This window comes from Pseudocitrobacter faecalis, assembly GCF_965231525.1.
In the GTDB taxonomy this organism is placed as follows: Bacteria; Pseudomonadota; Gammaproteobacteria; order Enterobacterales; family Enterobacteriaceae; genus Pseudocitrobacter; species Pseudocitrobacter faecalis.
This window is the reverse complement of record NZ_CBDDNJ010000002.1, coordinates 3,845,975-3,860,107: the sequence shown is the minus strand read 5'-3', so window position 1 is coordinate 3,860,107 and position 14,133 is coordinate 3,845,975. Positions and strand designations below refer to the sequence as shown.

General features: G+C 47.6%; 11 protein-coding genes. 4 read left to right on the top strand and 7 right to left on the bottom strand.

The window, feature by feature from the left end:
- Positions 1-14 precede the first annotated feature (14 nt).
- Genes dpdJ through dpdD form a run of 3 tightly spaced genes read left to right on the top strand, consistent with a single transcriptional unit; the run spans position 15 to position 7,335 of the window.
- The gene (gene dpdJ, locus ACOXYR_RS18785; protein ID WP_421355653.1) at positions 15-4,544 is read left to right on the top strand and encodes a protein DpdJ; all 4,530 of its coding nucleotides are present in this window, start codon (positions 15-17) and stop codon (positions 4,542-4,544) included.
- Positions 4,541-5,083: a phospholipase D-like domain-containing protein DpdK gene (dpdK, locus tag ACOXYR_RS18780; RefSeq protein WP_001097549.1), complete on the top strand. Its 543-nt coding sequence runs from the start codon at positions 4,541-4,543 to the stop codon at positions 5,081-5,083. The genes dpdJ and dpdK overlap by 4 nt, the downstream gene beginning before the upstream one ends.
- Complete coding sequence (gene dpdD, locus ACOXYR_RS18775; RefSeq protein WP_421355652.1) at positions 5,080-7,335, top strand: protein DpdD; 2,256 nt, start codon at positions 5,080-5,082, stop codon at positions 7,333-7,335. The genes dpdK and dpdD overlap by 4 nt, the downstream gene beginning before the upstream one ends.
- 56 nt (positions 7,336-7,391) lie before the next feature.
- Here dpdD and queD read toward each other — a convergent pair whose 3' ends face one another.
- The 4 genes from queD to ACOXYR_RS18755 form a co-directional block, all read right to left on the bottom strand.
- Positions 7,392-7,754, bottom strand: a complete 363-nt coding sequence (queD, locus tag ACOXYR_RS18770; protein WP_169330404.1) for a 6-carboxytetrahydropterin synthase QueD — start codon at positions 7,752-7,754, stop codon at positions 7,392-7,394.
- Between the two features lie 299 nt (positions 7,755-8,053).
- Positions 8,054-8,380, bottom strand: a complete 327-nt coding sequence (locus ACOXYR_RS18765; RefSeq protein ID WP_374693103.1) for a DUF7828 domain-containing protein — start codon at positions 8,378-8,380, stop codon at positions 8,054-8,056.
- A gap of 116 nt (positions 8,381-8,496) precedes the next feature.
- Positions 8,497-8,703 carry a helix-turn-helix transcriptional regulator gene (locus ACOXYR_RS18760; RefSeq protein WP_241515502.1) on the bottom strand — a complete coding sequence of 69 codons (207 nt, stop codon included), beginning with the start codon at positions 8,701-8,703 and terminating at the stop codon, positions 8,497-8,499.
- Positions 8,704-8,810: 107 nt separating this feature from the next.
- Positions 8,811-9,389: a YagK/YfjJ domain-containing protein gene (locus ACOXYR_RS18755; RefSeq protein ID WP_421355651.1), complete on the bottom strand. Its 579-nt coding sequence runs from the start codon at positions 9,387-9,389 to the stop codon at positions 8,811-8,813.
- 415 nt (positions 9,390-9,804) lie between these two features.
- On the opposite strand from ACOXYR_RS18755, the gene ACOXYR_RS18750 reads away from it, so the two are divergent.
- Positions 9,805-10,722: a hypothetical protein gene (locus tag ACOXYR_RS18750; RefSeq protein ID WP_241515493.1), complete on the top strand. Its 918-nt coding sequence runs from the start codon at positions 9,805-9,807 to the stop codon at positions 10,720-10,722.
- Between the two features lie 378 nt (positions 10,723-11,100).
- Here the strand turns inward: ACOXYR_RS18750 and ACOXYR_RS18745 are convergent, their stop codons facing one another.
- The 3 genes from ACOXYR_RS18745 to ACOXYR_RS18735 all read right to left on the bottom strand — a co-directional run bounded on the left by ACOXYR_RS18745 (position 11,101) and on the right by ACOXYR_RS18735 (position 13,564).
- The gene (locus tag ACOXYR_RS18745; RefSeq protein WP_049023534.1) at positions 11,101-11,829 is read right to left on the bottom strand and encodes a DUF2971 domain-containing protein; all 729 of its coding nucleotides are present in this window, start codon (positions 11,827-11,829) and stop codon (positions 11,101-11,103) included.
- A 173-nt stretch (positions 11,830-12,002) separates the two neighbouring features.
- Complete coding sequence (locus tag ACOXYR_RS18740) at positions 12,003-12,620, bottom strand: hypothetical protein (protein ID WP_421355650.1); 618 nt, start codon at positions 12,618-12,620, stop codon at positions 12,003-12,005.
- 260 nt (positions 12,621-12,880) lie between these two features.
- Positions 12,881-13,564 (bottom strand): hypothetical protein, encoded by a 684-nt coding sequence (locus ACOXYR_RS18735; RefSeq protein WP_000141342.1) that lies wholly within the window; start codon positions 13,562-13,564, stop codon positions 12,881-12,883.
- Positions 13,565-14,133 lie beyond the last annotated feature (569 nt).

Here is a 14,133-nt window from a genome sequence, read left to right as displayed (position 1 = left end):
GAGCCGTAGTTTCAATGGAACAGATTATTCGCGCAGTACTTGATGGGCTGGAGTCGCAGGAGGCGGTACTCCTCACTTGGGGTAACACACAAGGTTTTTTCACTGAGACCGAGCTCCGTAATACTATTTCTCAGGTCTTACAGAACCACCCGCTCGAGGCCAACGGCCTAACTAGTTTTGGCATAGCGAAAGTTATGATCGATCGTGGATTGCTACTGCGTCACCAGCAAAATGGTGTTTCGGTGTTTCGTACTCGCATGGCGGAGGCAGTGCGCCTTTACAGCCAGTTGCGCCAGATGTTTCCTAAGCACGGCCTTAATAATAACTGGCGTACCGCATCGACGTTGGTGTCCGACTATCGCTTCTTACGCCGCCAACGCAAATACCCGAAGCGTAACCAACAGGCTGCTGAAGTTTTGCAGCAACTTGATGAAATAACTGGTTTTACCTCTACGCACCGCCAGTTACTGTCGGCCCTGCTCAGCCATTCGAGCGGAATGTACAACCTCGCCTACTTTCAACAAGAAGCCTGCAAAAACGTACTGCGCGGATTGCAGCAGAGCCAGCACCGCTCGACTGCTACCATTGTCTGCGCCGGAACTGGGACTGGTAAAACTTTGGCGTTCTATCTGCCTGCTCTGACCTTTATCGGCAGTGAACTGGTCGCCAAAAGAAAAGATGCGGTAAAGGCGCTAGCAATTTACCCTCGCAATGAACTGCTGAAAGATCAGTTTATCGAAACGCTGCGTCAGGTACGTAAACTGAACGGTTTGCTGGAAGAAAAAGGCGTGCGCAAAGTACGTATCGCCGCTCTTTTCGGCATGGTGCCGCTAGATAAAGACGCGATTTATCGTGACTACATGAAAACGGCTTGGAGCCGGCATCGTGACGGCATGTCCTGCCAGTATATTCCCTGCCCGACGGATAGCTGTCGTGGCAAAATGGTCTGGCGCACCGCTGATCTTGAAAACAGCTTTGAACGTCTGCATTGCGATAGCTGTACGCAGACCATCGAGCCTGATGAAGTGATCCTGACGCGTAAGCGTATGAAGATCGAACTGCCAGATATTTTGTTTACCAGCACCGAAATGCTGAATAAGCAGATGGGCAACCCGTTTCTGGCATCGCTGTTTGGCATCGGCAAAAATGTCGTCCCGCCATCGATGATGCTGCTTGATGAGGTGCATACCTATTCCGGCGTCAGCGGTGCACAGAACGGCATGCTGATCCGCCGCTGGCGGCATCTGTCCGGTGCTACACCGCACTTTGTTGGACTGTCCGCAACGTTGGAGCAGGCGACGCGCTTTATGGCTTCGTTAACCGGGTTGGAAGAGTACCTAGTGGCGGAAGTTAGTCCGATCGAAGACGATATGGAGACAGAGGGCGCGGAGTATATGCTGGCTCTACGTGGCGACCCGGCGTCCCGCTCTAGCCTTTTGTCCACCACCATTCAGGCCTCCATGCTAACCAGGCGTATGCTCGACAACGCCGCAGTGCCGGTCAGCAACGGTATGTACGGCACGCGCAGTTTTGTATTTACAGATGATATTGACGTCATTAACCGCCTCTATTTCCAGCTACTAGATGCCGAGGGTCGTTACTCGAATGGCAATATCAATGCCAAAAAAGAACCGCTGGCGATGCTGCGCGGCGATGCGCCAAATGAAGAGAAATTTACCTTTGGTCAGCAATGGCCGTTGGCTAAAATGATTGGCCATACACTCGATTCTGCTGACCGCAGCAACGTTAAGCGCACCTCTTCGCAGGATGCTGGCGTCGACCATGCTGCGGATCTGATTGTCGCTACCGCGTCACTTGAGGTCGGATTTAACGACCCGAACGTCGGTGCCGTTATCCAGCATAAAGCCCCGCGCGATAATGCCCAATTCCTGCAGCGTAAAGGGCGTGCTGGACGTCAACGAACCATGCGCCCGTGGACCGTGGTTGTGCTGTCCGACTATGGCCGTGATCGCATGGCATTTCAGTGCTACGAAAACCTGTTTGAGCCGGTACTAAAGGCGCGCCAACTGCCGGTCGGCAACAGTTACGTACTGCGTATGCAGGCGGCCTTTGCCACTATGGACTGGCTCTCCAGCCGTAACGAGTATCTTAATCAGTGTAATCGTGGTATCTGGGATGACCTATCCGTCCCGCAGGACAAAGGTAAGCCATCTGAAGCTCAGTCAAAGCTGGCCGATCTGATTGAAGACCTTCTGAACAGCCAGAAAACCCAGCAGGAGTTTAACTCATGGTTGGCTGAAGCACTGGGGATTAAGGACGAAAAACTGCTGCAGTCATTGCTGTGGCAACCCCCACGCGCGATTATGACCGCGTTTCTTCCTACGGTACTTAGAAGACTGCGCTCCAACTGGTCGCGCCTTGGCACTGAGCAGGCCGATAACTGCCGCAAAAGCACGCCGATGCCTGATTTTATACCGTCCGCGTTGTTTAACGACCTCTGCCTGCCGGAGTTACAGATTAACCTGCTAGGTGAAGTCGGTCAGGAACCCGATGCGCACAGCATGCCGATTTTGCAGGGGATGAAAGATTTTGCCCCGGGGCGTATCAGCAAGCGCTTTGCCATCAAAAACATTCGCGAATGCCACTGGCTAGTGCCGAAAAAACTCGAGCTGAAAGATGGTTCGCATCCATTCCCGATTGATGATTACTGCCCGCCAGACAAACGGGAGTCCATGCCCGATTGTCACATTACCACTCGCACTGGCATGCAGGTTATCCCTTGCTTCCGCGCCTGGGAAGTGACTGCCAGCACGCCACCAGATGACCTTAAACTGAGTGAAACCTCAAACGCGTTTCTTAACTGGCACAGCGAGATCCGTCCACCTCAGAACGGCATCCCTGCGGAAGTGCCATCCAACAATGCCTGGCAGGATATTTTCCAGCAGGTGGAGTTTTACAGCCACCAGCAGCACTGTCCGATCGAAGCCGTGCGCTTTGCCACCGGATCACGTGCCAATATTAAATTCAGCGACCAGCGTGAAGACCTGCAGATTGACTTCAAATTTGAACACCAAGGCGAACCCGCTGCGTTTGGCTTCTCGCTGTGGGTAGATGCGATAAAATTCCAGTGTCGGTTACCTAATTTTGATCTCGCTAGCATCAGCAACAACCGTGAACTGGTGGCCGGATTGCGCACAGCGCGCTTCCTGTATGAAGTCAGCCACGACGAGGCAATCAGTGTTAATACTTTCCTCGGCGGTTGGCTGGCAGAAACTGTCCTGGCAGGTATTGGCAGCGAAGCAGTATTGAAAAACTGCACCCCGGAGCAGGCGTTCCGCGCAATGGAACACAACAGCGCAGGGATCGCCTTGATTGACGTTCCTGCTCGAATCTTCCAGACGTTGTATGATGTGCAGACCGGTGAAGAGATAGAGCAGGATCTACAGCAAAGCTTGCGTGAACTGTTGTCCCAAGCTCCGGTGATGGCAAGAATTGCCGACTGGGTGGAACTGCTGTGGCAACCGCTGGATAACACCTGGTTGGAGTGGTTGACCCTCAACTTCACCAACACACTGGGTGCGGCGCTGCTGCAAACCGCTATGCAGTTGTGCCCAGATGCCGACGACAACGACCTAATCCTTGACCTCAACGGTGGGCCGGTGCGCACTGCGCTGCTCGCGCCTGACCAGCGCGAAATCTGGCTGTCGGAAACCACCGTGGGCGGTGGCGGTATCATTGAGAAGATCCAACAGATTTACCGTGAAGATCCGCGCAGTTTCTTCGAGTTGCTAGACTTTAACCTCAGTCCAGGCGACTACGAAACAATGGACAATAATGTCTGGCACCTGCTGCAAACCATGGTAAACCCGACATCATCCCTGCCTGCGTGTATGAACGAAATGCGCCTTGCCAACGATCATGCCAGCCAGGTTCAGGCGCAGCGCAACTTGCTGGGAGAATTGCAGCGCAGCGGCTTTATGACCAGCCACAGCTTCCTGTCGGCGATCAACACCCGCCTATTACGGCCGGGGACCGATGCCAGCAGCGATGTCTTTTTACTGCAACTGCAACAGGATTGGCGACAGCAGGAGCAGCGACTGGGTATTGAACTACCACAGCGTGTCTATGCCTTTACCTGTAGTCAGTCCAGCGCGCTTGACCAGCAACTACAACAAGCTAGCCAAGGGCAGCACAACTTGGAGAGTTGGCGTTTAAATACCTGTAATGGCCTACTGTGGCCACGTGGCCATACCATTCGTGATAGCTGGCTAACTTGGTACAACCCTTACAGCTTTGCCGGGCCAACCGAGCGCCTCCTGCTGGCCCATGTGGTGCAGCACAGTTGTGCTCAGGTGACGCTCAGCCAACCAGACTGGATGCAGCAGTGTCACCAGCATCTGGAAAATAATGGTAAATGCGAGTTACTAGCCGAACCGGGCGATGCAATAAATGAGGCCATCGCTACTCTTTTAGTCACCCCAGTAGAAATGTATGGGTTGTTCTTCTACCCGCGCGTCAGTGCCCTGCGCCGCCACAACAATGACACCTTCGCCATGATTGAAATTCCGGAGGCGATCCAATGAATACCCGTCGTATCTTTAAATCCAGAACCTCACGCCAGAGTGAAGTTCTTGATGTACTCAGCTCCTTGTTGGTAGCGGAGATCGCTCAGCCCAGCGCGGAATTGTGGATAGTCTCGCCGTGGATCACCGACCTCGACCTGCTGGATAATCGCACCGGCCGTTTCGACTACCTCGAACCAGCCTGGGGACAGCGTCAGGTGCAGACCTCAGAACTGCTGGCGCGTGCGGTAGCCAACGGCGGTACGCTTAAAGTGATGACCAACGAGACCCAGCATAATGCACGCTTTATCCGCCAGTTAACCGAACGCGTCGCCAACTACGGCATGCTGGATAACCTGTACATTGGCCAGAAAGAGGTACTGCATACCAAAGGGTTCCTCGGAGATCATTTCTTCCTAAGCGGTTCAATGAATCTGACGATCGGCGGGATCGTGATCAATGATGAACAGATTAACTTGACCACAGACAAAACCGCCATCGTGCAGGCGTTGTTAGCATTTAACGACTTTTACCAACCGGCACAGGGAGGTGTGCAATGAACAGCGCTGATAGCGAAAAGTTCCTGCGAGCCTTTTTCCATAGAGAAAACAATATTATCTCTTGGGAAAAAATCGCGGGTGGCCTGCTAGAAGCATCAACCCAACAGCGGTTGACCCCCTGGCTTAACGATGTCCGCAACGGATGCTTCCCGGTGATCCTGCCGCGTGTAGTAAAGGGCAGTAACGATAAAGTGACTTGGTATGCAATGGCCGATGAGGAACGAGACTATGCGGAGTTGCGCGAGTTATTAGACGCGCACGTCGGCACCTCGTGGTCTGACTTTAACCGCCAGCGCACGATGCTGGATCCGAGCGACCCGGTGGAAAAAGCGTTGATAGACCACTATAGCGATAGAGTATACAAATTTAGCTCGCTTTCTCAGTCGAGGATCCCGGAGATTTTCAATGGCATTGAGCGCTTGCGCCAACAACTCGCCAGCCGCCCGATTCACCAGCTCATACTTTTACGCCCGCGTGGCCGTATTCTGCGTGACGTCCGTGCCGCCTTGCGTCGACGTGATGTGCCGCAGACTCGCCTCTATCTGCAGGAACTACGTGAAGCTGGTGGCATAGGCCATATTAACGAACTGTTTATCGAACTGCGCTGCATGGCTCTGGAAGGTGATGCCAAAAGCCTGCTAGATTCGACTCAGTTGCGACAGGTCTTGGATATGCCGCACCCGTTGGTGTTGGCTGAAGAAGTGATGACGGTTTTCTATCAGCAGTTTCTGCTGAAGTATGAGCAGTTGAGCGACCTCGCAGCCCAACGACAAGCATTTAATATTTTGCTGGTGAAGAACGTACCGCGCCTGTTCCAAGTGACGCAGGGTATAAACACGCCATCGGCGATCAAAAATATCCTACTGTGGTTACTTTCTGACACACAAAGTGATCCTGCAAGACTGAGGGAACAGGCACAACAAGTGGTTGCCGGTATGAAGGGGGCAACAGACGATGACCGGCACTGGATCCGCCGGTTGCTGGAAGCATTCCCGGCCGTTGCTGTGGCCTCGCTACCGGTGGCGAGCACCGATGAATTGCTTGCCAGAGCCGATGAATATCCTGAAAGCGTTCTGAAAGAATTACTGTTACTACCGGTCAGTGCTCGCGGTGCAGCTATTGCTTTGCAATGTGCTTGGGTCATAGGCAGTGCAGAAGCTGCTGTGAAGGCTGTAAGCTATCTGCAACAACTGGCTCAACAAGAGCGCGACTTGTTACTGGCGAAACCGGCCTTCCAGCGTTATTACACTGCCTTACAGTTGATGCTGCCATCCAAACGAACAGAACATGATACTGCAGGTATCAATAACTGGCAGGACTGGTTGAAGGAAGTCTTAAATAACCCTCGATGGTCGGGGGCGATAGAAGCGGTAGAACAGGCCTGCGGCCAATGGAACGCAGCGGCTTTCCAGCCCGAGGCATTTGTTTCGTTGCTGGATAAAACCAACAACTGCGCCAGCATGGTGTTGCGCGATGCCATTCCAGTACTGCTCGAGTGGCTGGATAACCATCAAACAAGTGCTTCCTGGCAGTCTGTCCGGTTAGCATTGCTGCAACAATTGGCGCTGGACGACAATAGTTCTCGCGAAGATATCTTTACTGCCTGTGATCTAACACGCGGTTATTTAGAGGGCGATAGTAATGCGCACGATTACCGCGAACTAATAGAAAACCTGCAGATGATGATCGAGAGTTCAGGTACCACCAGCGCTAGCGCCTGGCTGGATTTGCTGGAACTGTTCTTGGTCTACCCAACTGCTGACCAACTTGCCAGAGAACAATTATTCAATCTGGTACTCAACATGTTTTACCGCAACCCAGCCCGCTATAGTAAATTGCAGTGGAACCTATTGGCTCAGTTTGCTGGTGAGTGCGGACTTGTCTGTGAAATTCCCCCACAAATTTTAGAGGAAAGTGGGGAGAAAAATGATGAGGTTCGTGTCGGATCAACATTGAATGACAAGGTAGTGGGCATTTATACATTGACTGAGTCGGTAGCACAGCGTGTGAAAAAACAACTACTAGCCGATTATCCTCAGGCCGATATTCGCCTCAACAACGATAAAGGCGGCTCAACCATGCTGCGTTCATTGGCTAGAGAAGCGGATGTATTTATTTTTGCTTGGCTTAGTTCTAAACATTCTGCTTATTACGCGATAAAGGAAGAGCGAGGGGATAAACCATTATTGCAACCTTCTGGAAAAGGCAGTACGAGTATGCTGGACTGCATACGTAGTTATCTTAAATTGTAGTAAAGGTAAAAAACTTAGCTGTAACCTATAACGTCACAGCTAAGTTCAATCTCGGGCTATTCACCCCGATACACGCAACCCGCACTACAGGTTTCTTTCACCATGACAGCACTCAGAATTGGCAACTGTGTTTTAACCTGACTCCATATCCATTTGGCGAGTACTTCGCTGGTTGGGTTTTCCAAGCCAGGGATGTCGTTGAGATAGTAGTGGTCCAGGCGATCTAGCGTCGGCTTGAAAATGGCCTTGAGTTCAGCGAAATCAATAATCCAACCTGTGTGTTTATCAACTTCACCAGTTATCTCAAGGCGCACGACAAAAGAGTGTCCGTGTAAGCGGCCGCATTTATGGCCTTTAGGAACATTGGGAAGACGGTGTGCGGCTTCAAATGTGAAATCTTTGTATAACGTAGTTTTCATGGTGACCTCATTTTTTGTTATACAGTAACAATAAGAAGCAAGATTTCCTAGCATTTAAGAATGAGCATTAGCACGCTTGTGTATTCCGACCCAAACCGGATTGTTTTCGATTGTGAGCCTCTTTGCAGGATGAGCATGCAACTCAATTGGACGTTATCGCTAGTCACAGCCTTACATCGACTAATATCACCGCTTCGTACGTAAGTTTAAAGATTGGCGGCAAAAAAGAGCTTCAGCATTCTCATGACGCTATTTCAGTTGGATAACTGAAATCTCCACTACGACAACTCAGGCTGTAACTAACTGGTCTCGCATGGTGCGCAGAGCCAGACGGCTTTACTGACCCTGAGGATAGCATTGGGGAGGAAGTGCTGTAGCCGTCTGGCTAATTGCCTTTCACCCGAATCAGGATTTACATACGGGCAGTGCTGTCGCCCGTTCTCTGTTAGATCGCCGTGCCAGTGTGTAAACCACGGGCGTTCGGTGATGTATTCAGGATGGTATTGCGGCTTACTGCCGCAGAAGTGGCAGGTGTAGCTGTCGTAAGGGTGAAGCTGTCCAGTGGTTGCTCCCGTGAGACGCTTATTAGCGTCAAGCGCAATAAAACATTTGGCGTAAATCGTCATAGTATTGGTCCTGTGCCATGCGACACGCAGGCGTAAGCCGTCCCGAGGAGGGCAGCAGTGCGGGTCATACGACTGGTTGATTTAAATTAGGGGGAGATGTGATTGCGTTCGACAGGTTACTGACGGGACTGCGCTATGCGTTGCTGTAGCCAGGCTTCCACTTCGCTTTCAAGCCAGCGGGAGCTGCGACCCAGTTTGATTGGCTTCGGGAATAGACCATCTTTAATTAGCTTGTAAAACCATTTGTCCGTAAGCCCTGTAAGCTTCGTGATGAACCGCATATCCACCAACTGGTCATCAAGCAAAGAAATTTGTTCTGTCATGTTGCTGTCTTCCATTGTGGGATAATCCTGAGCTGGCGGTTGATTGCTCGTTACCACCAGCCCTTCCACATCAATGGATTGATACGTAAAAAAGTGCAGAACGCGAGTTACACCGTGCGAGGACGCCCCAGTCCGCTGGGTGGCGGTACCTCGCTGGCTCCGTAATGATAATGACCGTGCTTTTGCTCTTCTTTGGCAAGGTAGCTGATGATGTAGCGCAGGTTATCGATGGCTTCGGTATCATCATAGTTCACTGGCTTATCAATACTGACTTCATAAGTGGGTTTGTATTCGCAGCGGTTGTAATAGCCTTCTCGTTGCGTTACTTCCCGCCATATTGTTCCGACTCTCTCAGCTATTGGGTAGGTAGCCTGGTTAAGGTGCCTGTCGAGATAGAACACGATATGAGCATGGCAGCCGTGGCCTACAGAGCTCTCCAGTACCCAGAAATATCCTGACAGATTTGTGTGCTGCAGGGTGCGTTCAACCAGCATGCGCACCTCTCGCTCGGTTTCATTCCATGAATGACGTTTATAGCGCTCTGTACCTTTCTGATAGAACAGGTCGAGTCTGAGTGCCTGTATTCGGGAGTATCGGTTCAGTAGCTGATTCAGGTGGTCATTGATCAGAGACAGTAGAAACCAGTTCATCGTGTATCTGGAATTAAAAGGGTAAGGAGTGTGCATTGATTTATCCTTTGTCAGGTGGAGTACAAAGGATTGGGATGAGATGTAATTTTTAAGAGAAGCGGGGATACAGCAGATACAGGGAGCTGTGTATCCGGGGCAATACAGGCAGGGTTGCTTGTTGGGGGAAGGAGCTGTGAACAGGGCGGTATAGAAACAGGGAGTGCCCCTTAATTATACTAAAAACCCAAATATTCATATCAGCTGTTTGAGGATTCTAATGAGGTGAACAGAGGAGATTCGTAGAGTAAAAACTACAGGAATAATGCAGTAAAACGTCAAAGTAATATCACAATAAAATCAGTAGGATATCAGTAGTAAATCAGTTATTCCTCAGCCTGTGACCCGTCTCTCTCCACATAAAAGATGCTCATGCTAATCTGTGTTCAGGAGCCAGAATTAGAGGGAAGAGACGATGTTGCATTACGATATGATCCGCTACGAGATAATGTATCTAAAAATGCTTGGTGCGCTTTCCAACACTGATTACTCCTTACAGTGGAGTACTTATGATTCGCCGGATCAGTTTCGACGTTTAATCTCTGAGATCCTTGAACGGCATTTCTTGGGCGATCAGGACAGGATCAAAGTTGGCCGGAAAACTCTTAAAGAATGGGCTGAGTTGCTACTGATTGATAAAGATTATTTTGATTGTTTCAAAGGTACACCAAGAGCATTGTGGTTTGCTCACCATTATATTTTTGAATACCCAGTATTATCTGCAGGGCTGACGCTTGGTGGGTTGGGGAATGACCTCGGTTGTTCAGGAAGATTTAATTCTCTTTTAATGGATAATAATATCTTCACAAATCTTGATTTCCCTAATTTGAATATCGACCTGGACGATATCGATTGGGACCTGATAACCAATCCAAAGGCCACAGCCTCGAAAAAACCGAAACGTGTTTTCTCACGATTTTATCTGAACGCGGGAGCAAGTACCGATCTGTACAACCCCACCCCGGTAACTGAGCGTGAACTCATCAATGGTGTGATGAGATACATTGATGAAGCTCCATGCTCACTTGGAGATAAGATCTCTTATTTCAAAAAACTGCACGAGCGCTGGCTTGAGCAATATGATTTTTTTCTGACAGATTTTGACTGGATGTCACGTCATGATGAAATTCAGTTAGTCTATCTCTGGGACTATCTCAAAGGAAAAGAACGAATAGCGGGCTATCTTCGCCCTTATAATACGTCCATGCGTTATGACATGATTATTGCGGCTATGGATGTGTGGAACGTCCAACCTGAAGAGAAGCTGGAGTTTATTGAGAAGATGAAACATGCCTGGCAAGCATCAAAATCTTATCGGCGATCTGCTAAATAGCGTTGTGATCTCAGTGGTTTCTTCGTCTGATTTCTCATTGTAGTGATGAATCTGAGTCGACCCTTTGAGTCGATCTAGGGTCCTCTCACTATCTCCTCCTTGTCCCGTTAAGTACAGAGCACATAGTCGAGGTATGAAAATTAGAACGTTTACTTCTGGCTCGAAGCGTGCAAGCTAGCTGATCTGAAGGTCCGCTCTGAGCGAACAGCGGACATTAATAACCTAAGAGTCATAGAGTTCTTGAAACTTATCCCTCCGGGTATGAAAGCTGGCGTGATACTTAAATAGGCAGAATAATTTATCTGCAAAACTCAGAAAACATCTGTTTATGAATAGGAAAAAGGAGAGCAACAACCCTCCTTTTATTTTTTAACTTCACTATAATTTAAATACCAGTCCCTTAGGCGCATCGTATAACGTAGATATTTTTACTTCAGCTTTAAAACCTTTTTCCTTAATTGCCAATAAGTATGCTTGCCTTAAATTTTTCTCCATTCTTGGATCAAAGAGAATCGAATCTAACAGTTCGCCTGGATTAATTGTAAATTGGAAAATATCACTATTAACTGCATTGTCATCACCAGAATAAATTAAACGAACTTCGTTTTCGTGTTCAAATTCCACACGTTTATATAAAAGTGATTCAGCAATACCTGAACCATCAGTATCTAATAAATTAACTGACATGAGCTTTTCTAGAAGATTGATTTCTGGAAGATAAGAAACCTTGCCTATAAAACACTTTAAATTATGGTGCGTTGGTTCTGCTGTTTGAAGTGCAGTTAATAATTTCCTTGGTGTGGTTGAAACTCTTACACCATCTTTATCATGGGAATATATCCGCCACATTGCATCAGTTTCACTATGAAATGTCCAGCATTGACCATAAACAGAATCTTTTGCGGAGAATGTGCCTGTTTCCCCATCAGAAGTTTCGATTGTACTATTTAATAAGGCATTCTCGAATGGATCATCCCACTTTATTGGTCTTACTAAAGTTAATTTTTTTTCTTCAAGCAATTGAAGAAAACGATGTATTGGCATAATTCTATAAATAGGTTCATCCAACAATTCATCTGTTAAATTGATATGATTGTTATAGCTCATTGAAATTGACCTTTAGTTCTGTTGGTTAGTATGTTATACAATTAAAAATACAGAGAGAATCTTTTAGAAAAAAACTTAAGGACGTATTCCCACTAATGCAATTGAACTGAGTTTCATAACTGCTTAATGTCTGGAGGCCAGATTAATCACTAAACTCAATAATAAATATAACATTATGCAATGTTTGTTGTTTTCTTTATTTTAATATCTTCATAAGAAAGTTCGATTCCCAATTCTTTGAAAACACCATTAATAATATCATTGTCGTTTTCACTGGTGTTTAAATTCACATCATTTATAATATTTCGCATTGTGTTAAGCATGCAAGAACCAGTGTGTAAGTAACGTTTGTAGTCATCAATCAATTCATCAATCGCAGTGTTTTCAATATTAATTACTTTAATGCTCTTGATGTAATCATTGATTGCTTCAATTTGGACAAAGAAAGATTTAATTGAATTTCTTTGTTTTTCATTAAACTCTCCAAATGAAAACTCCATAGCTTGACCAATGAAGTAGATCTGTGTGCACCTCGGAGCGTATCTACGTATATCACCTTGCTCTGGGTTGCCGATTTTCATTTTTTTTGCATCTTTCAATGCCTTACCCATTTTTTTTAGGTTTTTTTTCAATATTTTTATTTCATCTTCAATTTCTAAACTGAAGTTATTCTTTACCCTTTTCGCTTTCCTTTTGTCTTTAAGATACTCTACTAAAGGCACAGCAAAAATACCTAACGCAAATGTAATCAATGGTATGATATTTTTCAACGAATCAGAAGTGACTGCCATTTCTTAAGTTTCATCCCAAACAATGTTGCTCTCACAGGCCTGTATGTTACACCCTTTCAAACGCTATGTCCGCTCTTGGCACAAAGCGAACATTCCTTGACGTCCTGTCAGGGAAACCCACCTGGACGTTCAGGTGATTCTGTCGATTATAGTCATAAAATAGCCGCCCCGGAGGGACGGCTATAAACTCGCCAGTAAACAAGCTGATTTTACCGCTTACGCGGTTCTGTCGTTGCGGTGTTCGCTGACCCACTGCGCCTTTACAGTTTATCGCTTATGAATCCATGAGCCTTAAATGTCCTGACAAAATCCTCATAGCGCGCAATCATCACCCCCGATGTTTCACGCACATTTTGCTGATGAAAGCGGAAGTTTGCCTCCGATTCAACACTCTTACTCTTCCAGTCATGGGGAAGGCTTAGCATCACTGGCTTTCTGTTCGGGTAATCAACACTCATAAACGGTAGCGTACTATCTACATATGCGGTCATAGCGTCCAAAAAAGCGTCTTTCGCACCATTCACTTCAGTATTGAATAACCGATACTTTTCACCGCTAAATTTTTCAGCTTTTTCAATGTTTAAGCAAACATCTTGCCGTATACCGCTCAGGTAGCTCTGCTCAACCCATTGAGTAGTATCCTCATAAGGCAGCAATTCAAGGATCTGGTCGATGATCTTCAGATCATGTTCATCTTGCTTTTTTTTTACAGGGTCCTCAGCAGATTCATTGGATGTGTGGTAAACGTTGGTGGTCTGATTAATATCCCGCCCGGCCTGGTTCACATCACCCTCGGTTTTCTTTGCCTTCTGTTTAATGTTGTTTTGCTGTCTGATTCTATATGTAACACCGCCCCCAATACCAAACAGTGCCAGTACGCCGACTAATAAGCTAAGATAAGTAGCTGCGTCTGCACCAAAATGTGCATTAAGCCATTCAGTCATTTGAACTATGTCCTTACAGTGTGAGTAAGGATTATAATAACAGAGCTAACTTGTGCAGAAACGAAAAAAGGCAGGGGAGGTAACCCCCCTGCCTTTAATCAAGTTCCTCCATCCCTTACGGGCGTCCGGTCAGTTGCTTTATGGCAACCAGACCAGCTAGCATTATCTGCATCACCAGTAAGACTGTTGTTAGCGTTATCACTTCGACGTCTCCTCTTCCAGGAGAGCGCCACACGTAGTAAGTGCTTTTGGTTCTACCCGCCCCCCTCACTCCGCATACCATTAGTTAGCAGGTACAAGCAGTACTCTTTTGTGTGGTAAGCAAACAGGACAGCACTGGACTGACGCCTTGAGCTTTAATATTTCCTTCCGATCCATACAACTAGGTCTGTTAAAAGCCCCTAGGACGAACTCTACAGAGATGGCTATGGTGCAGGTTTCGGCTATAGGGCTCTTTGATGTAATCGAGGGTCATAACGTTGGCAATGTCTGCTCCTGGCACGAAGCGGATCTCGTTTAGTCCTGGGCTACACAAGGTCCTTTGTGTATTAATCTAAAATTCAAAATAA